We start from the raw sequence: 17,953 nt of genomic DNA, 5'->3' as shown, positions 1-17,953 counted from the left end.
AGCAACAAGCCAGTTGCGCTTGCTGAGCTCAACGCTGACAATGACAGAAGTCTTGGGGCAGTAATCTGACGACGAGTTCTCCATGTAGCGTTCTCCGTGAGGTTTGACGGAACAACGGCATAGCCGATCCGGCCTGCATAGGATCTATTACGATCTCGATTGTGAATATGGTTCCGAGGATCCCGCGGACGCGTCGATCACGACGCGCGTCGTCACAATCCTGCTACCGGAAGACTATTGAGTCCCGCGCTGCCGATGGCGCCCATTCCCCCATATCCGAACAGCTCCCACCTCTTGAAAGGCAACCCCATGCGGACCCTTGCAACCTTCGATAACGCCTACCGCGTCGCCGCCCGACTGTCTGACGCTGCCGGTAGATCGTTTGTCATTCTTGCCACCGGAGATCCCGAACAGCCGCACCTCGTCGAACGCGCAGCCGGTCAGCCGAACGCGATCGCTTGCATCGCGATAGCCGCTACCGTCGTCGATAATCGAATCGACCTTCTGGCGTCCTGACGATCGGGAACATGGTTTCCACAATGCTTGTCGTATCCCCGCATCCGCCTGCGGAACCGCCCGTTGTCGTCGCCTTCGGTGCTGGCGTCGATTCAACGGCAATGTTGCTCGAAATGATGGCCCAAGGTCGGCGGATCGATCTTGTGCTTTTCGCGGATACGGGTTCCGAAAAGCCTGAAACCTATGCGTACCGCGATCTCATATTCCGCTGGCTTCGCCGTCGCGGCATCCGGTGCGAGACGGTCCGTTATGAGCCGCGTCGCTTCAAGCACTGGCCTCCATACCGCACTCTCGACGAAAATTGCTTCACCAACGGCACGCTGCCTTCGATCAGCTTCGGCCGCCATAGCTGCTCGCAGAAATGGAAGATCGAACCACAGGATCGTTTCGTCGAAGCATGGGAGCCTGCCATCAGCTGGTGGGCCCGCGGCGGCAAGGTGACGAAGTGCATCGGCTATGACGCCGGCGCCCGCGACAGCAAACGATATGCCCATGCCGAAGGTCATTTGGATCCGCGCTACGACTACGAATATCCGCTGCGCGAATGGGGATGGGACCGCGCCGCTTGTGAGGCCCGCATTCTCGCTGAAGGGCTTCCTCTCCCTAGCAAAAGCGCCTGTTTCATGTGCGGAGCCGCTAAACCATGGGAGATTCGGGACCTCCCGATATCCCAGCTGAGAAGGATTGTCTTGATGGAAGCGCGGGCAAAACCCCGATTGCGCAATGTCGAGGGCTTATGGCGCAAATCGGTGAAAGGACGAAATGGCGCCGAACGCCGCCCAGGCGCGATGACCGACTTCATTCGGGACGAGCAGCTTTTGCCTTCCGACGAAATCGACGCGATCATCGCAATGGCTCCCGCCGCCTTGGTCCGCTTTCAAGATACCGAAGGCAATTTTCCCATCGAGAAACGTGCCGAGCTTTCAGCCTGGCTGAGATGGTTCGACGCGAACGACATGCGACTGTTCGACGACCCAAGCGGATCTCGGTTCTATGACGGCTGCACAGGACCGTTGATCCCCGTCGGATTGCAAGTCGCCGCATAGCGTCAGCATTCCAGCGCCTCTCGAACTACCAGGACTCTTGCCGAAGCCTTTGTTTCGCTTATGATTCCGAACCGGGGCGTATTTGGGGAAACACGACATGGATTTCCGTGAAGCTCTCGACGCAATCGAAAACGGTGCCCGCGTCCGCCGCGACGGGTGGCACAAAGGCCGCCGCTGGATCGCTCGTCAGGACAAGGACGGGTTTGCCGAATATGTGATGGCGCTTACGCAGGACGATCAAACGATCGAATGGCCGCTCGCGATGGGCAGAGCCGACTGGTGCGCAACCGATTGGGTTCTGGTCGACGACAATGGCGCCGACCTTTCCGCTCCGCCGGCGCCGGCTACACCAGAATCCCCTGCTTCTTCAGGAACACCGTAAACGGTTCCGGGAGCTCGCCGTCCCCGCGCGCCATTAGATATGCCGTCATCGCATGAGCCAGCGCGCCTTCGGGATCGAAATCGGCCTCATCCAATGTGGCCAAGGGGTCCCGATCGGCATGTTTCAGGAAATTGTACGGCTTGAAGATATAGTCGAGATAAGACCAGACAGTCTTCTTCGATGCCACGATGACGATATCCCCCGCGGACTTCACCGCGCCCGATTCGATACCTTCCGCGACCGAATTGACAATAGCCTCGAGAATGTCGGAGTCTGGCATTCCCGCTGGGGCGCCTTGGATCTTTGCCAGCGCTGACCGATAGACGCCTTCCTTGATGACCTGAGACACATAGTCATTGCCCTGAGATGCGACGAGCTCCCGAAGCAGGCTCAGTGCAGAAGATGCCACGACATGAACCGCAAGCGGATCATCCTTCCGCCCGAGCATATCGACCGCGGTCAGAATAAGCCGCTCCGCGGCCGTCATCTTGTCGACTATCGTCATAGACGCTCCAAATGTGCCTCAGTGTGCGGTCGAGGTGCCCGCCACCATAATTGGAGTTGTACCGCTCTGCGCTGACTGCAGCCGGTCACCGGGCCGCCACGTCACATGCTGGACGCCTTGCGTCCGCATGAGCTGCTCGAGCGCTTCGTCATATCGAGGCTCGGGCAGATTATGCGCGAGATATACCGCCGTGGCTTCTCCGCCGGTGTCGGTAAGCGTCAAGCTCGCGATCGGCATCTCGAGACCGAGATTGACCCGCATCCCCTTCACGAAATGGCGCTTCTCTTCGATCGCTTGGGTGACCAACATCCGCTCCTCGAGCCCCTCATAGGGGATCCATTCGCGAGTAACGGGCATCACCGACATCTCGAATATTTGCGCGAGGCCCGACGCCCCCATCGAAAAGCTCGCGGCCAGGATCAAACTGCCGTCGCGATCGTCGGACCGCCAAAGCTCCTCTTCCGCCGCGAACCGCTTATGGAAGCGGCGCGCCATATCGGCATCCATGAGGAACGGCCGCTGGGGCATATGCTTGATCAGGATCTTTTCGCCATAGCGCGCGCTCTCGATCGAACGGATCTCGCCGATCAGGATCATAATCCTGCCGGGCTCCGATCGCGCAATGGCTAGCTCCGCGTCCTGACGGCCCGCGATCGCGTCCTTGTCATCAAGACGGAATGTCTCGGGCACGAAAAGCCGCTGCGCGAGAGGATCGCCGCGCACCTTGCAGCCGAGCGCCGCATTCAGGAGCTGCCGGCGAACGATGTACCAGTTGCGCTTGCCCGCCATCCGAGGATGCCAGTGCGTGAGCTGCGCCCGATCCCAAAGGAAATGCAGCATACCGCGCATCGACAGTCGCTGGCCCGTGGCCTTCACGTCAGGCTTGTCGTTCGTGAACGACGCCGGCGCCGCGCGCGCTGGCCCTTTGGACAGCGGGAAACCGAACTTGAGCGTCGTCACGCCATTGTCGATGTCGTCGACGATCGCGCTGCCGAGAACCTGGCCGAGCCCCGTCAGATGATCGGGCGCCTCATAATGATCGCAGTGTGGTGCGTGCCGCGGGCCCGTCCCGGGCCAGCGCGACAGCACATGCCCGCCATGTCGATGGGCGATATAGAGATCGAGCGCGATGTCGCGCCGGCAGAGGCAGCGCACTGCCTGCTTGAGCGTATAGGCTCGCGCCACCATCGCCTCGAACCCGTCTTCGCCTGCGGCCATTTCCCGGTCGAGAACATAGTAGCGCTGCATGGTCAGTCCTCCGGGAGCAATTCAGAAGGCAGAAATGGGGTCCAATGGGCGCCGAGCTCGAAACGCTCGCTGAAGGACGCTCGCGGCCCCTCCGGCGCTGTCGACCAATAGGGATTGTCCGACTTCGCCGGCGTAAGACCGCGATCGTCGGCCTCGACCCAGAGCATCGCGCGAGCAGCCATCAACTTCTCGAGCTCGCCGAACGACGTCGCGACCGCGAGCGGATCGCGGCCCGCGACCGTGTACCATAGGCACCGCTGATAGTCGTCGCCGGCGCGGCCGAGGATGCTGGCAAGTTGCGTCTTGCCCTCATCTTCGCCGCGAACGATGCGCTCCAGAGCGGTACTGAGCTCGATGACGGCGCGCAGCCCCGCGATCGGATCGATACCAATGCTCGCGCCCGCAAGCGCACGCACTTCCCACGCCTGCGTATCGTCATCACGAACATCGTACAGCGCCGCATCGACATCGATGCCTTCCAGCCATAGATCCTGCAGCGCCATAAAAATTTTCCTCGTTTCTTTGCCGAACACGAACTGAAGATCGGCATATTATCAACTGGATCGCATCTGCGAATCCCTAATTCGCACTCGATCGCTGTCGATCCTTATCTTCCGCCTCGAGGCGCGCCCGCGCTCGCGCATAGACTGCTGGAATTTCGTTGAAGGCATCCCAGCCTGAGGCGTGGCAATAGTCATAGAATGCCTGCTCAAGCGGGATCACAAGGTCATGGGTGTCGTCGGCCGCAAACCCGATCACGGCGCCCATCTCTGGCTCTTTGGGATCTCGTCCCCCAATGTAGGGATTCGGGGCATATGCGATGACTGACTTCTCGATCACCTTGCGCCGAAAAACCTCGTAAACCGGCTCAATCGCCTTTTCCCAATCCAGATTCCCTATCTCGACGAGGCGTGACTCGAACGCTTTGCGAACCGCCTCGAGCTTGGCAATCTGTTGGCCGACAAGGGATTCATAGGCGTCCTGGACTGCGGACCCATATTCGCTCCAATCGTCATGAAGCGTTTCCCAGCGCCGCTCATCATCGGCCATCGACTTCAGATGCGCGGAAATCGCATCGCGCGCGATCTCCGACTTGCTACGACCCGACTTCTTCGCCGCGGCCGCCAGCTCAGCTTCTTCCTCGCGCGACAATCGCACGTTAAAGATCCTCATGCGCATCTCCCGATGACTAAGCCATCTTGCGTAAGACAAATTTGAGGATGAGGCAAGATTGTAATACAGGCCGTGAAGGGGCATGCGATGCGGCGCGATCACGTAGCCCATCGTGCGAGATCAGCAGGGCGTTTCGCCAAACTCGTCACAGATCATCCACATCGAAATCAGTGCATCGGCGAGGCACAACTCGACGGTGCGGACATCGACCCCGACGCATGTCGCTATCTGGCGATAACTCAAATCGTGTACGCAATTCAGGAGAAAGACGGACCGCGCTAACGGCCAAACGAGCTGGATCCCGAGCTTCACTTGCTCGCGGAGTTCCGGGGCTGGGCCGATACTCTGCGCAAACGCCGGGTAATGTCGCAATCGGACATGCAGCCAATAGTTCCGCGCGATGCGATGATGCCACATCATCGATCACCTCCCTCGCCGTCGGCGCCGACCAGGTGCGACTGTACCGATACCAGCAGCTCGGAGACCGCGGCTTTCGCGCCGGGGTCGATCGTCCCGACTTGGATGCGACCGCTCGTTGGCGGCGATCGCCATCGTCCGTAGGGCGACAAAAGCGGGACGAGGCGCGCGAAGCGATCGGAATCGAATTGCAGTCCGGCAGCCTTCGCAAAGAAGAGGGCTTTGCCGACGTCCAGTCCAATCCTCCGGCGACAATCGTCGTCCGTCCATCCTTCAGCAATGACGCATGCCGTCAGGGCGAGCTGCGATACAATGCCCAATTGATAGAGCAGGTCGCCCGCGCGCACGATTTCTCCCTTCGGGAAAAACGCTCGCGCGTTCTGCAGCCGCCACTGCGCATCCTCGTATTGTTCGTTGCCGGGGGAAATCGGTGAAGCGCCAAGATAGCCCACGCCGACGATCCCCGCGGCCGCGTTCAATCCGCCAATGAAGGTCCGGCGTTCCATCTGACGTCCCCCGAATTGTGCGCGGGTCGCGCACGCGGAAAGGATCAGGTTCACGGTGGTTAAGTCACCCCCTGTAAATTGGTATTCCAATAAATGGGGGGTAACATGAGGCTCACGTTACAGCGGTTCCGCGGGCTCACTCGAACTCCCGGCGAACCATTCTGACCGACCACAGCGCATCGGCGATACAGCGTTCGATCGTCGCCACGTCGACGTCGACCGCGGTCGCAATCGCTCCATAGGACAGATCATCGACGCGGTGCATGAGGAACACGCGCCGCGCGAAGGGCCACAACAGGTCCATCGCCAGATCCAGTTGATCGAGGACCGGCGGATCAGCGCCGAGCCGACGAGCATAATGCGGATAGCGCTTCGCGCGGATCCGGAGCCAATAAGCGCGCGACAAGTGATGATGCCATTTCATCGTGCGCGCGCTTCGATGCGCTCGCCGGCGAGCCGGCGCCGCACCTTCGCAAGCAAGTCATTTAGTGTCGCCGACACGCGAAGCTCGTCGATCGCCGCGGTCATCGGCAGATCGGCCGCAAAAGGCCCGCGCCATTGCCCATAGGGTGAGAGCAGCCGGGCCAGTTCGAGCATGTCGGGCTGACGATGATCCAAACCTGCCCCGTTCGCAATCGCCAATGCCTTGTCGACGAAGAGGCCGATCCGCTGCCGGCACCAATCGTCCGAAGCGCCAAGATCGAGCAAATATGCGCCGATGCCGAGCTGCGCCACGATCCCCGCCTGATAGAGAAGGTCGCGCGGATCCCGATAAAGTCCCGCGGCTACGCCCTGGTAGAATTCTTGTGCACGCTCGAAGCGATCCGCGCCGCGGCCCTGCAGGCTGCGCCCCCAATCGCTCACATTGTCGTCGATCGGCAATATGCCGGTCAGCAAAAGTCCTCCGCCGGCGCGCACAAGGCCCCGGCGCGACAAGCTCGTTGTCACGATCATCGTCTTCATCCTGCTGTTGTTCGGTCGCGGTCCGGCGAGGGCCTCGAACGACCGAGGTCAATGAAATCAGACTTTTCGCTGTCGCGCTATACCCAGAAAGGGGGGTGTGTCTGACGTCAATAATACGGCTCCGCCGAAGTCTCGCTGGCGCGAATATCCCCCGACATTTCGTCCGGAAAGTGCGGGATTCTGCGGCTGATGGATTGGGGGAGGGGGTTGATCCGAGAATTGGAGCACGGAAAGGCGGGCCACCGAGCGGCATACGCCGATCGGCAACCTGCTCTACTCGCTAAGGCCGCGATTCTGCGATCGCGACCAAGCTCGCCGAGCCCCTGCGGGTCTCGTCCCTTCGGGTAACGATCAGGGGCATGGGAAGATGGTCGGCCGCCCTTTGGCGCCCGCCGTCATTCTCGAGGCCTCGCCACGCTAATCGCGTGCCGAGGCGCCGGGGTGCGCGCAAACCTGCCCCTCTCCCTTCTACGCCGCCTTTCAGGCTCCCGGCGTCGCATCCGGCGGCACGCGGGGACGCGCCCTGCGGGCGCTCAAGCAGAAAACCGGCCCTTCGGGCCTACGGCTTTCCACCGCTGCGCGTCGGAACCTTCCGTTTTTCAGCTTGCCCCGCGCTATCCCCCGTCTGCTTCTTGGGGCCTGCGACGGCGGCTCCGAAGGGGATGGACAGGTGAGGGCATCGCATCGCTTTCCCCGACCGATATGGAACCGGCCCTGGTCGGGCCGGGAGATCTTCGTTGGCCGCGCTACCGCGCGTCTGTTTGATGCTCCGGCTCACCAAAGAGGATCGGAATTTCGTCAAGAAAACAATGCGATAGACCGGATTTGACGCCGCCGCTATTAAGTAATGGTCAAGACGGCAACGCCGCTTTGACTTCATCAACGGGGGCATTGCCCTAATATCTGGAGTAACAGACATGGCGAATATTGGTTTTCTCAATCCGGCGGACAATGGCGGCTATATCGGCAAGATCGATACGCTCGCCTTTTCCAACACCATCGGTTTGCGCCGCTTCGTCAGCGACAACCCGAAGGCTCCCAAATTCGAGGTAATGGCACTCACCAACGCGCGGACCTGGATCAAGATCGGCGCGGTGTTCGAGCAAGTCATCCGTTCGAGCGGCGAGGTCTTCTATCAGGGCCGCATCGACGATCCGAGCATGTCGCGGCCGATGGACATTGCTCTGTTCGGTGACGGCAAGGGAGGTTTTGCGGTCGCATGGACGCGCCGCCGCGCGCGGCAGGACATGCCCGCTGGGCAAACCGAACTGCCCCCGATGGGCGAAGGCGGCGACAATGAAGCCGCCCCGCAGGAAGGTCTCGGTGACAGCACCGCGCCCGACGCGCCGCAGAGCGGCAAGGGCAAGGGCGCAGCAGGGAAGGGGGGTGAAACCGCCGACAAGGCGACCGCCTGAATAAAGGAGGCCGGGAGAGGGTCTAGCTCTTCCGGCCTCTCATGGCTGAACATTGGTCAATGTCCGCTTCGATGCTTATCCATTTTCCGAAGCGGCGAACAGGAAATTTCATCATGGCCCGCTTCGATAACTTTGCCGACCTCGCAGAACATTATGCCAGCCTCACCAGCGCCGACGCCTTCGCGGGCGCTTTCACCAGCGAAATTGCCGCCAGCCAGCTTTCCATCCACGACGAACCGACGGCCGACGACTTGCCCGACGCCGACGCAGCGCGCGCCGTTGCGGCCCACGTAACCGGCGAGATTTTCAACCTCTTTGCCGATACGCGCCTTGCACTTGTCGCACCTCGTATCGCTTGGGGGATCGTCAACAGCTTCCACAAGGTGGCGCAGCAACTTTCGCGGCAAGAGGATGACGCCGCGCGCGAACTTGGCGAGCTGGCCCGCGTCATGGACCCTTCCGAAATCCATGCGGTGAAGGTCGAGGAAACGCAGCGTCTTTGCCAGTCCCTGCACGAAGCCGTCGCGGCGATCGAAATGATGCGCGACCATGCGGCCGAGATTTACCGCGTCGAATGCGGCCGACCTTGGTCCGCGACTACCGGCAGCCGGACGAGCCGCACGCTCACCGCTTCGCAGATCGACGCGCGCGACTATCTCGCGGCGCGCGCAGCGGAAAAGCGGGAAGCACACGCCCCGACCGGTCCGGTTGTTGTTTTGTCGGGTGGTCAGGACTGGACCGAACATCAGGCGATTTGGGACCGCCTCGACACCATCAAGGCCCGCATTCCCGCAATGACGCTTGTCACGACCGGGCAGCACAAGGGCGCCGACGCCATCGGCGCGGCATGGGCCGCCGCGCGCGGGGTGCCGCTTGTCGCCTTTGGGCTTAACCGTCGGCTTGGGAACCGCGCCGCGTTCGAGCGCAATCGTTCCATTCAGCGGTTGCTTCCCGTTGAAGCGGTCATTTGCGAAGGCAGCGGCATCCAGATCAATCTCTCGCAGAATCTTCGCGCCGCTGGCGTCCCGCTCACCATCTTCAAACATGCAGATTTTGCGATCCGCGATCAGGCTCACGCCTGATCGCTTTCGCCCATCGGGAGAATTACGATGCGACTCTATCTGACCAGCACTGGCGAATGGACGGGAAATCAAAGCGACGCAGCGGGCTTGGTCCGCGCGAACGGCGGGACCTGGGAACAGATCGACGTTCCGACCGACAAGCCGGGCCTGATTGCATGGCTCACCCAACAGTGGGCGCGGTTTTCAATGATTGCGGCACCGTCAGCGCCGATGGCGGCGCCGACCGACGCAGACGCGCAGCGAGCGGAAAGCCTCCGCCGGATCAGCATCGAGGAAGAGATTCAGAGTTGCGACCTTCCCCGGCTCGCAGTGCTCGCGGAAAATGTCGCTTGGCGTTTTCATGAACTCGCGCGCGCCTCGAAACACGATCAGGCCCGGTGACTGACGACATTCGATTTTCTTGATACACCGACCGAAGGAGCCGAACCGATGAATGTGGAAATTCTCGCGCACCCCGAGGTGAAATCCGCGCTTAACCGTCTGCTCGACGTCGCGCGGTCGGACACGGGTCAATCTGCCCGTGTCGCGAATTTCCTGCTCGCATGGTGGGATGGCGACCAATGGGGCCATTTTCCGGTGACCGACCTGTTCGGCGTCGACCGGGATGTTGCGGCCGACATTGCGACTGTCTTCGCCTTTCTCGGTCAGCACGGCGGGGCCGTGTATATCAACGCGTTTGGCGATCAGTATCGCGATCAAATGGCCGATCTGGTCGTGCGCTGGCGGCCCGACTAGCTCTCAAGCCCCCTTCGTCACTTCAACATATTTTTTCACCGCAGCCGGTGAGGTATCCACCCCACCGTGGCCGCGCTGCGTCGGATATAATGCCATGCGCTTCACTCCACACCACGGAATCTATGCCTATGAGCGGACGAACCGGAAATTGAAGGCGGCGGAACGCCGCCTGCGTCTGGATCGCGAGAAATTCCCGCTCTTCGCCGCCGAGATCGCCGAGAGCCAGCCGACGCCGGAGGAATTGCTCGACGCGCGCGGCAGAGCATTCGTCGAGAACCAGCAAGCGAACCGCGATCGCGAGGCTCGAAACTGGTGGCGCGCGCGCGCCGAGCTGCGCGCGATCGCCGAACCGGATCGCGCCGCATTCATCCGCTATTGGGATCGCTGCAAATGCCCCGGCAATGCGGGCTATTTGCTGACCTACATCAATATGTTTCGTGACGGCCGACTGATCGTTCACGAAGGCGAGGTACGTCCGCGCAGCGATGTCGAATGGGAGCGTGATCGCAAAGCCAAGATCGCGGCCATGCCCGACCTTGAGCTGGACGTGATGATCCAGACCCACATCAGTCCGCTTTTCGCCGAATGGGGGCGCGAGGAACGTAGGCGCCGTGCGGAAATGAGCGCGGACGTTCCGCCCGCGCGCTCCAGCTCGATGCGCCGCAAGCGGCGCGGCGTGCGGTCGGGGCCGAAAGAGCGGAGATGAACGTCTTTATAGAATTGCGCGAATCTGAACCGGGCACGTCTTCTCAGGCCGGTGGCAGCAATTTGAAAGCCCGGTTCGAGCAACCTGCTAGGATTCGCAAATAACAGGAGGGGAAACTACCCATGCCGAAGCCTAAATCTCCCGTTGAGCGTCCGGCGAAAGACATCGAATGTATTGCACTCGTCAAGCCCGGCTCGGCGCTCGCTCGCCATTGGAACTTCATCAAACCGACGTTCGGAATCTACGAGTATCGCAAAGCCTTCGATACGCACGATCTCCGGTTCGGCGATGGAAGCTCGCAGCGCCTGACCCCCGCACAGTTTCGCGATGTCATCTTGCTGAAGGACGACGGCGCCGAGCTGGTCGGGCGGCTGTTCGACTAGTCGTCGCCGGCAGTGGATCCCGGCGTAGAGGGCCGAGCCCTCATGCCGTGATCCAGCCCGCACGCGGGCAGTTTCTCGATCGCTTGCCGAGTTCCCGCTTTCTTCCCTGCATCGATTGTGATACTGTGAATACATCTATTCAAACAGGAGCGCCATCATGGCAACATCCGTAAGACTCGATGCTGAAACCGAGGGTCGGCTTGATCGGCTGGCCGACCTGACCGGTCGGACCAAAGCCTATTACATCCGCGAGATGATCGAGCGCAGCATCGAGGACATGGAAGACTATTACCTTGCCGCCAAGGTTGTTGAAGACATTCGGGCGGGCCGCGAAACCATCTCCAGCCTCGACGACGTGGAGCGCCGTCTTGGCTTGGACAATTGAACTTTCTGGCGCGGCGGAAAAGTCGCTGAAGAAGCTGGACCGGCAAGCGGCCCAGCGTATCATCAGTTTTCTTCGCGAGCGTGTCGCCGATGGCGAGGGCCCGAGGTCAACGGGCAAAGCGCTTCAAGGGCCGCTGGCAGGCTTGTGGCGCTATCGTGTCGGGGATTTTCGGATCATCTGCGAAATTGAAGATGGCAAACTGGTGGTCCTTGTTCTTACCATAGGACATCGCAGCGATGTATACCGCCGATGATCCGAAAATCGGAACGGGGAGACGCCAAATGATTACAGTCAGGAACCTTGCCGGTCGGATCGCACGCACATTGTTTGTCACCGTGCCCGACGAAGCGACCCAATTCTTCTGGCTGTCGCTGGAGCCGTCGTTCGAATTCGACGACGATCCTCGCTGGCTTCGCTTCGTCCGCCGAGTTACGTGGCTCCTCGCATGGATTACAGGTCTCGCCTCTTTCGTGTTGATGCCCCTGGCTATCTACACCATCGCGGCACATAGCGCATACGGCATGGGCCTCTTTTGCGCCTACTCGGGCGGCGTGGGGTCATTTGGTTTCTTCATGGCGCTGCGCGGTATCGCGCATGATCGCAACCGCCAGCATATTGCACTCTCTCCCGAGGAACTGAGCAACGAAGCCGTCCGGAGCCTCCGGACCGCCAAAGCGCCGCCGGAAGCAATCGCCCTCAACGACCTAATGGACTGAGGTCAGGCTCCAAGACGTCTTCGGCTATGTGATCCAGCGCCGTATCTATCCCACCCACCGTTCGGAATAGCCGACCGAAAGCTCCAGACCCTGCTTGGTGAAGCTGATGGCGTAGGCCGGGGAGGGGAAGGGCACCACGACGCCCGATCGCGGATCTAGGTTCGACGATCGCCGGGGGCAATCGGTTTCTGAAGCGTCCCGCTGAACATCTCTCCATAGGGCGACCGGCGACGGAACGTGCGACCTTCATGCCATCGACCTCGAGCACGAGGCGTCCAATACGAAAGTCGAGTTGCTGCCCATCTCCTTGGGCCGTCTCGTTGCTGTCTGACGCACGTAGGCAGCTCGCCCGCCTATTGCGGGACGGGCTTGTCAGCCCTCAAGCAGAAAACCGGCGCTGCGCGCCTACGGTTTCCACTTCGTGGACCCTCCGTTTTTCAGCTTGCCCGCGGCGAGCGGCCGCCTCCTCGAAGTGCGTCAGCAACGACACCACCCAAGGAGATACATCATGCAGAACATCGCTGAATTTCGCATCATCGGCCGCGTCGGCAAAGTCGACGCCAAAGAGAAAGTCACCCACATCGACATCGCCAGCAACTACCCCCGCAAGGACGGTGATAGCTGGAAGGACGACACCCACTGGAACCGCGTCACCTTCTTCGGCAAGCTGAACGAACGGGCCGCGAAGATCGGCAAGGGCGACCTGGTTCACATCACCGGACGCGTCCGCCAGAACAGCTACGAAGCCGACGGCACCCGCCACTACACGGTCGACCTCATCGCCGACCGGATGGCCACCATCATCAAGAACGGCGACGCACCCGCAGATCGCGACGATGACGACCAGGACGACAACGTCCCCTTCTGACCATCCCGGGGGCGGTCTCGGCCGCCCCTTCAGTCTTCTCAGGAGACGCATCATGGAACCCGAACTCTACGACGCCTATCGTGCTTTGGACTACGACGCAGCGGATCAGATGGAGCTGAACTTCGACGATCCCGACGAACAGCCGATGTTCGACTTCACGGCCGACATCGCTGCAGGATCAACGACCCGCCATTGACCCACAGACTGCTATCGAAACCACAAGCGAGGGCCGGAACTTTCCGGCCCTTTCGCTTTGCTCCCCGCGCGCGACTGGACGCCTCGCTTACGGCGGGACAAGGCCCGCCGGTTCGCATCGCCGTCAATCAATTCGACATCACCGGTATTGGTTTCGCGCTTCCGTGCGATCGGCTCGCTCGTTGCATTGCTTCGCTCGCAACCAGCGCATCGCCGATCGCAGTGCTGCACCGTCGCGATCGGACGAAAGGAAATTTATCTGTTGTTGTAGACTCAGCATGGAGCCGCGTCACCGTCCCCGTCAAGGATGAGCGGTCCCCCCAATTTTTCCTTCAGAAAAATCGGTTCCCCCACTCCCCGCTGCGCGGCGGCTTCGCCGTCCTTGACCGGAACGGCGCCCCAGCTCCCCGAGACGTTGTCATCGACAGGCTTCAAAGGAGGACAATCATGGAACTCGCAATCAACGCACGCATCGCTCATCTCGAAAGCGCCGCACGTTCAATCAGCCGGCAGATAGATCGCACCGAATTTTTCGCGGACATGATCGACTGGAACTCGATGACGATCGAGGATTGCCGATTGATCTCGATGCAAGAGGATCATCTTGCCGAGACACTGGCAGAGACCGAAATGGAACTCGATTTCCGATACGAGCAGCTTTGCTTCACGGCGCACTGAGCGCCGACGGAACCGCCGCTGCACTGGCGGCGGTTCCTTTATGTGCTGCACCGATCCACATTCTGCTCGCTTGCCGCCGAGCTACGCCGGCGGACAGCGCATCGCAGACAAATGCTCGCGGATCGTGTTGCACGCGTCCAACGCGAAGCCGCCGAACGATCGCCTCGCTTGTCGCTTGCTTCGCTCGCGACCTGCGCATCGCCGACCGCTTCAAAGTGCCGAGAGAGCTTCCGCAATCTTCGTCGGTCCATGCTTGTCGATCGCTTTCGCAATGACCGTCGCTACGCTCCGGTCCATGCGAGCGATCTTCACTTTAGTGAGCGCACCAAGCAGCACATCGCGGCCAGCATCGAGCTCCGCCTCGCGAGCGCGGCGTTCGGCCTTCGTTACTTCCGCAAGCTCCGCTTCCAACGCCTCTCGCTTAGCGGTAATCGCGTCCAGATTGCCCTCGATCTTCTTGGCTCTTGGCATGTCTTCTTTCCTTTTCAGCGGTTCTCATTGCGCCCATTGCTATCACGATGACGATGAAATTCCAGTCCCATATAGGAACCGTCAGAAACTCAACGCTGGCCACTCCAGCGAACTCATATTGTACCCGATAGCGTTCCGGTTTGATCGCCCCCGGCGTCAAAGTGAATTGCGTTTTGGGCGCGCTACGCCAGCGTTTTGGGTTCGCGCTTCGCGCTCCCAAAAGCGCAATACGTCTTTTGGCGATTGCTCCCACAGGTGTCGCAATCAATCCGTCATCCGTCAGGCCGGCTGATCCTTGTCGGGGTTCCAGTCCGGAACCCGTTCGGCATCGTTCAACCGAACGATCCTCACCGATCGCATCGACCGTTCCGGTCTCACGATCGGCAAATGTCTGCCGAGGCTGACGCCTCACGCAGATCGAATCTCTCATGCCCGAACCGGGCACGATGTGCCCAGGTGCAGGCAAACTGACGGGCTACGCCCGAATTCTCTTCGATAAGCAGAATGAGAAACCCGCTTCGGGGATATCTCATTCTGAGATGCACACGGTATGCGGCGAGCCGCAATTTTGTGTTGGCATAACATATTGATTTAACTCCTATAATTGGCGTCAGCCAAACGTCTGCCCGGTCTGCCAAACGGCTGACAATGCAGGCTGCCGTTTGGCTGACAGTCATAACCCATTGAATTAACGTCGGTTAATCGGCCCCCTGTGTCTGCCAAAGTATGCCGTGGCTATTTGGTCCCCCGCGAAACCTTGACCCTCCAGGCGCCTCGCGCTAGAAGATGCGCGTCCTGCCTTCGCACTCAGGAACCCACCAACCGTCCACCATCGGAGGGACGGTTGGAGCGTATTACTGTCAGATTCACTCCGGAGTTGGCCAAAGCGGTCGCTTCGTGGTGTGAGTCAAATTCGATCCCCGCAGCGCGCCTCGTTCGGGATGCGCTTCAGCTCTATTTCGACGTCAAGGCGGGAAAAGCATTCGACCCCCAGCGCATGGCAATCATCTGCGAATATACGCAGCTGGTTGCTGACGAATGGGTCAAGAAGAACGCCCCGGATCGGCGCGACGAGTTCCTCGCAACCGTCGATGCGCGATTGGACCGCCATCATGGCGGATAAGCACTCGCGCCCCAAACATCCGCGCGCCTGGTCGAGCCACGGTGAAGCCAATCGCAACTCCGGAAACTTCACACGCGGCTCTCAGCTTATCGGCCACCAGTTCTCGATGTGGTGGCGCGGCGCGCGCGTTCCGCTGTTCGTATGGTTCGGGCTGCTCGCCGCATTCTTGTGGCTGAAACTCACCCTCATCCTCGACGACTATGAGTTCCAGATGCTCGGAACAAAGGCGCTCGCTGCGACGTGGGATTTCATCGGGCTCGACGAAATGAAGCGCGCGAACGTGACGCTTCGGGACGGCAGCATCTACCAAACCTATATGGGTTACGTATCCTATATACCTGACGTCCAGATTGCATGGGCAAAGCTCATGAACGCATTGTTCGGGAGCTTCATCTTCGCGACGATCGGCGCCGGCACCTTTGCATGGTGGTTCATTCCATGGGCCCGCGAGCGGGGCGAATCTATCCTCGCCGATCACCACGAACGCGGGGTTGAGATCGTCGAATATGACGTCCTCAAGATGATGCTCGATCGTCACAACCTTGAGCGCGTTCGCGCTCGCGCGAAGGAAGCCTTTCCCGATCTTACGCTGGCGCAGGTCGAGGCGTTGCCGATCGCCCAGCGGAAAGAGGCCGGGGTGATTTTGCCGTACAAGATTGCGACCCTGCCGTTCCCCTACGGCTTCGAACAAAGCCATGTCATGCTCACCGGTACGACCGGTACAGGGAAGACAACGCTCATCCGGCAGGTCGTGGCCCAGGCGATCGAGCGAGGCGATCGATGCGTCCTGTTCGACCTGACGGGGCACTATATGGAAGCCTTCTATGATCCCGAGCGCGACTTCGTTTTGAACCTCAACGATGCACGCTGCGAGTCCTGGTCGTTGTTCAACGACTGCCATTCGCGCAGCGAGCTGGTGAACGCGGCGTCCGCGCTTATCCCGGCGGATCATGGTTCCGATGGCGGCTTCTGGGAGAAGGCGGCGCGCACGCTGCTCGTCGAGATGTGCGACAATCTGCGCAAGAAGGGACGCGGCACCAACAAGCATCTTTGCGACGAACTGCTGAAGGCAAACCTCAAGAAGATTTACGCCAGTTTGATGGGGACGGTAGCCGAGCCGCTCGTATCGCCGGATGCCACAAAGATGGCGCAATCGATCCGTGCGGTGCTCAACGCCAACGCGGAAGCCATTCGGTTCCTGCCCGACGGCGGCGAACAATTCTCGATCAAGGACTGGATCAAGCGGGACAATGGGGAAGCCTCCATCCTCTTCATCACGGCGCAATACGCCCACCTCGATATGTCGCGGTCGCTCCTCACACTCTGGATGAACATCGCGATCAATACGATCATGACCCTAAAGCATACGCGGCAACTTCGTACCTGGTTTATCTTCGACGAGTTGGCAGCGCTTCACCAGCTACCCGCGCTCGAACGGGGACTGCAGACGGCCCGCAGCTTTGGCGGTGCCTTCTTGCTCGGACTGCATAACTTTGCGGGTCTGCGCAAAACCTACGGCGACGATGGCGCGCAGAATATCATCAGTCTGGCGAACACGAATGTCATTCTTCGCGTCAAGGAGCGGGAGACCGCAGAAGAATGCTCGCGGCTTATCGGGTTCCGGAAGGTCCGCACAATGGACGAGTCCTATAGCTATGGCGCGCACCAGACCCGTGACGCTTCGACCATCTCGCCTACCACCAAGGAAGAGGCACTGGTGATCGCCGACGACATCACCAGCCTCCCCAATCTGAATGCCTATATCCGCTTCCCGGAGAAGTTTCCTTCCGCCTTGGTGTCGTTCCCCTACGTCGGTTTTCCCGCTGTTGCCGAGGGCTTCATCGAAGCCGAACCACCGCCGGACATTCTTCCCGTCGACGACGATGATGACGACGAGACCGGGGAAGAAGGGGGTGGACCGGACATTGCAGCCGATCGACCCGAACCCGGCGTTGAACCGGAAGCAGATCGGGAAGATCGCCGTGAGATTTCGCACCTGCAGGATGGGCGAGAGCTTCGCGCGCGCGACGTCCTCGATGTACGTCGTTCCCAGGTTGGTGGGCAGATCGCGACGACGGGGGCAACCGAAAAAGGCACCGCCAGCGGCTCGCTCGCGAAGCGTTCGATCGACGATGACCATCCGAGGGTGACCACGCCTCGCAATGCCGGCACGGGGGGCAGCGGCCAGCAGGATGCCCTCGCCAACAGGGAGCAGCTTCGCGGTTCGAAAGATCCCGTGGAAGAAAAGGGCGGCGAGCTGGCCCGTCGTGAATCCCGTATGGATTTTGGCGAGACCGATCAGCGCCGCGCCGGCGGCGCGGAGCTTGGCGCCGACGGCATGGCGCGCGGCAGCGACGATCTCGACATGGATATGGATTGAGCGACCATGAGCTGTTCGCCTCTTCCGCCAAGTCCGCTCTGCCCCGGGTTGGTGAGGTGG

General features: G+C 60.6%; 27 protein-coding genes. 18 read left to right on the top strand and 9 right to left on the bottom strand.

The window, feature by feature from the left end:
- The first annotated feature begins 103 nt into the window (after positions 1–103).
- The 4 genes from ATE67_RS21565 (at position 104) to ATE67_RS21560 (ending at position 1,944) form a co-directional block, all read left to right on the top strand.
- Positions 104–241, top strand: coding sequence for a DUF3768 domain-containing protein (locus ATE67_RS21565; protein WP_152998753.1), 138 nt, complete (start codon positions 104–106; stop codon positions 239–241).
- A gap of 68 nt (positions 242–309) precedes the next feature.
- Entirely contained in the window at positions 310–516 is a 207-nt protein-coding gene (locus tag ATE67_RS19760) for a hypothetical protein (protein ID WP_058801057.1), read from the top strand.
- 11 nt (positions 517–527) lie between these two features.
- Positions 528–1,562 carry a hypothetical protein gene (locus ATE67_RS19755; protein WP_197412332.1) on the top strand — a complete coding sequence of 345 codons (1,035 nt, stop codon included), beginning with the start codon at positions 528–530 and terminating at the stop codon, positions 1,560–1,562.
- Between the two features lie 97 nt (positions 1,563–1,659).
- Positions 1,660–1,944 (top strand): Thoeris anti-defense Tad2 family protein, encoded by a 285-nt coding sequence (locus ATE67_RS21560; RefSeq protein ID WP_152998751.1) that lies wholly within the window; start codon positions 1,660–1,662, stop codon positions 1,942–1,944.
- Here the strand turns inward: ATE67_RS21560 and ATE67_RS19745 are convergent.
- The 8 genes from ATE67_RS19745 to ATE67_RS19710 form a co-directional block, all read right to left on the bottom strand.
- Positions 1,907–2,449: a hypothetical protein gene (locus tag ATE67_RS19745; RefSeq protein ID WP_058801059.1), complete on the bottom strand. Its 543-nt coding sequence runs from the start codon at positions 2,447–2,449 to the stop codon at positions 1,907–1,909. The two genes, ATE67_RS21560 and ATE67_RS19745, sit on opposite strands and share 38 nt — an antisense overlap.
- Before the next feature lie 18 nt (positions 2,450–2,467).
- The gene (locus ATE67_RS19740; RefSeq protein WP_058801060.1) at positions 2,468–3,697 is read right to left on the bottom strand and encodes a DUF1173 domain-containing protein; all 1,230 of its coding nucleotides are present in this window, start codon (positions 3,695–3,697) and stop codon (positions 2,468–2,470) included.
- Positions 3,698–3,699: 2 nt separating this feature from the next.
- On the bottom strand, positions 3,700–4,200 hold the full coding sequence (locus tag ATE67_RS19735) for a hypothetical protein (RefSeq protein WP_058801061.1): 501 nt from the start codon (positions 4,198–4,200) through the stop codon (positions 3,700–3,702).
- A gap of 76 nt (positions 4,201–4,276) precedes the next feature.
- Complete coding sequence (locus ATE67_RS19730) at positions 4,277–4,870, bottom strand: TraY domain-containing protein (protein WP_058801261.1); 594 nt, start codon at positions 4,868–4,870, stop codon at positions 4,277–4,279.
- A gap of 120 nt (positions 4,871–4,990) precedes the next feature.
- Positions 4,991–5,113: a hypothetical protein gene (locus tag ATE67_RS22055; RefSeq protein WP_269433472.1), complete on the bottom strand. Its 123-nt coding sequence runs from the start codon at positions 5,111–5,113 to the stop codon at positions 4,991–4,993.
- Between the two features lie 173 nt (positions 5,114–5,286).
- Positions 5,287–5,847, bottom strand: a complete 561-nt coding sequence (locus ATE67_RS19720) for a hypothetical protein (protein ID WP_152998750.1) — start codon at positions 5,845–5,847, stop codon at positions 5,287–5,289.
- A gap of 82 nt (positions 5,848–5,929) precedes the next feature.
- The gene (locus ATE67_RS19715; protein WP_197412002.1) at positions 5,930–6,199 is read right to left on the bottom strand and encodes a sigma factor-like helix-turn-helix DNA-binding protein; all 270 of its coding nucleotides are present in this window, start codon (positions 6,197–6,199) and stop codon (positions 5,930–5,932) included.
- A 14-nt stretch (positions 6,200–6,213) separates the two neighbouring features.
- Positions 6,214–6,747: a hypothetical protein gene (locus tag ATE67_RS19710; RefSeq protein WP_152998749.1), complete on the bottom strand. Its 534-nt coding sequence runs from the start codon at positions 6,745–6,747 to the stop codon at positions 6,214–6,216.
- Between the two features lie 926 nt (positions 6,748–7,673).
- On the opposite strand from ATE67_RS19710, the gene ATE67_RS19705 reads away from it, so the two are divergent.
- The 12 genes from ATE67_RS19705 to ATE67_RS21550 all read left to right on the top strand — a co-directional run bounded on the left by ATE67_RS19705 (position 7,674) and on the right by ATE67_RS21550 (position 13,919).
- A complete protein-coding gene (locus ATE67_RS19705; RefSeq protein WP_058801067.1) occupies positions 7,674–8,171 on the top strand; it encodes a DUF736 domain-containing protein in 498 nt (165 codons plus the stop codon).
- A gap of 113 nt (positions 8,172–8,284) precedes the next feature.
- Complete coding sequence (locus tag ATE67_RS19700; protein ID WP_058801121.1) at positions 8,285–9,253, top strand: SLOG family protein; 969 nt, start codon at positions 8,285–8,287, stop codon at positions 9,251–9,253.
- A 27-nt stretch (positions 9,254–9,280) separates the two neighbouring features.
- Positions 9,281–9,634, top strand: coding sequence for a hypothetical protein (locus tag ATE67_RS19695; RefSeq protein WP_058801068.1), 354 nt, complete (start codon positions 9,281–9,283; stop codon positions 9,632–9,634).
- 48 nt (positions 9,635–9,682) lie between these two features.
- A complete protein-coding gene (locus ATE67_RS19690; protein ID WP_058801069.1) occupies positions 9,683–9,988 on the top strand; it encodes a DUF7673 family protein in 306 nt (101 codons plus the stop codon).
- Between the two features lie 94 nt (positions 9,989–10,082).
- Positions 10,083–10,694 (top strand): hypothetical protein, encoded by a 612-nt coding sequence (locus ATE67_RS19685; RefSeq protein WP_058801262.1) that lies wholly within the window; start codon positions 10,083–10,085, stop codon positions 10,692–10,694.
- Between the two features lie 122 nt (positions 10,695–10,816).
- The gene (locus ATE67_RS19680) at positions 10,817–11,077 is read left to right on the top strand and encodes a hypothetical protein (protein WP_058801071.1); all 261 of its coding nucleotides are present in this window, start codon (positions 10,817–10,819) and stop codon (positions 11,075–11,077) included.
- Between the two features lie 157 nt (positions 11,078–11,234).
- Positions 11,235–11,462, top strand: a complete 228-nt coding sequence (gene relB / locus ATE67_RS19675; protein WP_058801072.1) for a type II toxin-antitoxin system RelB family antitoxin — start codon at positions 11,235–11,237, stop codon at positions 11,460–11,462.
- Positions 11,446–11,715 carry a type II toxin-antitoxin system RelE family toxin gene (locus ATE67_RS21175; protein WP_082656927.1) on the top strand — a complete coding sequence of 90 codons (270 nt, stop codon included), beginning with the start codon at positions 11,446–11,448 and terminating at the stop codon, positions 11,713–11,715. Before relB ends, ATE67_RS21175 begins: the two co-directional genes overlap by 17 nt.
- Positions 11,699–12,178, top strand: coding sequence for a hypothetical protein (locus ATE67_RS19670; RefSeq protein WP_058803402.1), 480 nt, complete (start codon positions 11,699–11,701; stop codon positions 12,176–12,178). Before ATE67_RS21175 ends, ATE67_RS19670 begins: the two co-directional genes overlap by 17 nt.
- Positions 12,179–12,686: 508 nt before the next feature.
- A complete protein-coding gene (locus ATE67_RS19665) occupies positions 12,687–13,046 on the top strand; it encodes a single-stranded DNA-binding protein (protein ID WP_058801074.1) in 360 nt (119 codons plus the stop codon).
- A gap of 52 nt (positions 13,047–13,098) precedes the next feature.
- Positions 13,099–13,242 carry a hypothetical protein gene (locus tag ATE67_RS21555; protein ID WP_156417120.1) on the top strand — a complete coding sequence of 48 codons (144 nt, stop codon included), beginning with the start codon at positions 13,099–13,101 and terminating at the stop codon, positions 13,240–13,242.
- Complete coding sequence (locus tag ATE67_RS21550; RefSeq protein WP_152998748.1) at positions 13,239–13,919, top strand: hypothetical protein; 681 nt, start codon at positions 13,239–13,241, stop codon at positions 13,917–13,919. Before ATE67_RS21555 ends, ATE67_RS21550 begins: the two co-directional genes overlap by 4 nt.
- Before the next feature lie 210 nt (positions 13,920–14,129).
- On the opposite strand, the gene ATE67_RS19655 is transcribed toward ATE67_RS21550, so the two are convergent.
- Positions 14,130–14,390 (bottom strand): hypothetical protein, encoded by a 261-nt coding sequence (locus ATE67_RS19655; protein ID WP_058801076.1) that lies wholly within the window; start codon positions 14,388–14,390, stop codon positions 14,130–14,132.
- An 844-nt stretch (positions 14,391–15,234) separates the two neighbouring features.
- On the opposite strand from ATE67_RS19655, the gene ATE67_RS19650 reads away from it, so the two are divergent.
- The gene (locus ATE67_RS19650; RefSeq protein ID WP_152998746.1) at positions 15,235–15,513 is read left to right on the top strand and encodes a hypothetical protein; all 279 of its coding nucleotides are present in this window, start codon (positions 15,235–15,237) and stop codon (positions 15,511–15,513) included.
- Complete coding sequence (locus ATE67_RS19645; RefSeq protein ID WP_197412001.1) at positions 15,482–17,893, top strand: type IV secretion system DNA-binding domain-containing protein; 2,412 nt, start codon at positions 15,482–15,484, stop codon at positions 17,891–17,893. Before ATE67_RS19650 ends, ATE67_RS19645 begins: the two co-directional genes overlap by 32 nt.
- Positions 17,894–17,953 lie beyond the last annotated feature (60 nt).

It is taken from the genome of Sphingopyxis sp. H050, from assembly GCF_001468265.1.
Lineage (GTDB): Bacteria > Pseudomonadota > Alphaproteobacteria > Sphingomonadales > Sphingomonadaceae > Sphingopyxis.
Note: the sequence above shows the minus strand (reverse complement) of the source record. Positions and strands in the feature narration are given on the sequence as shown.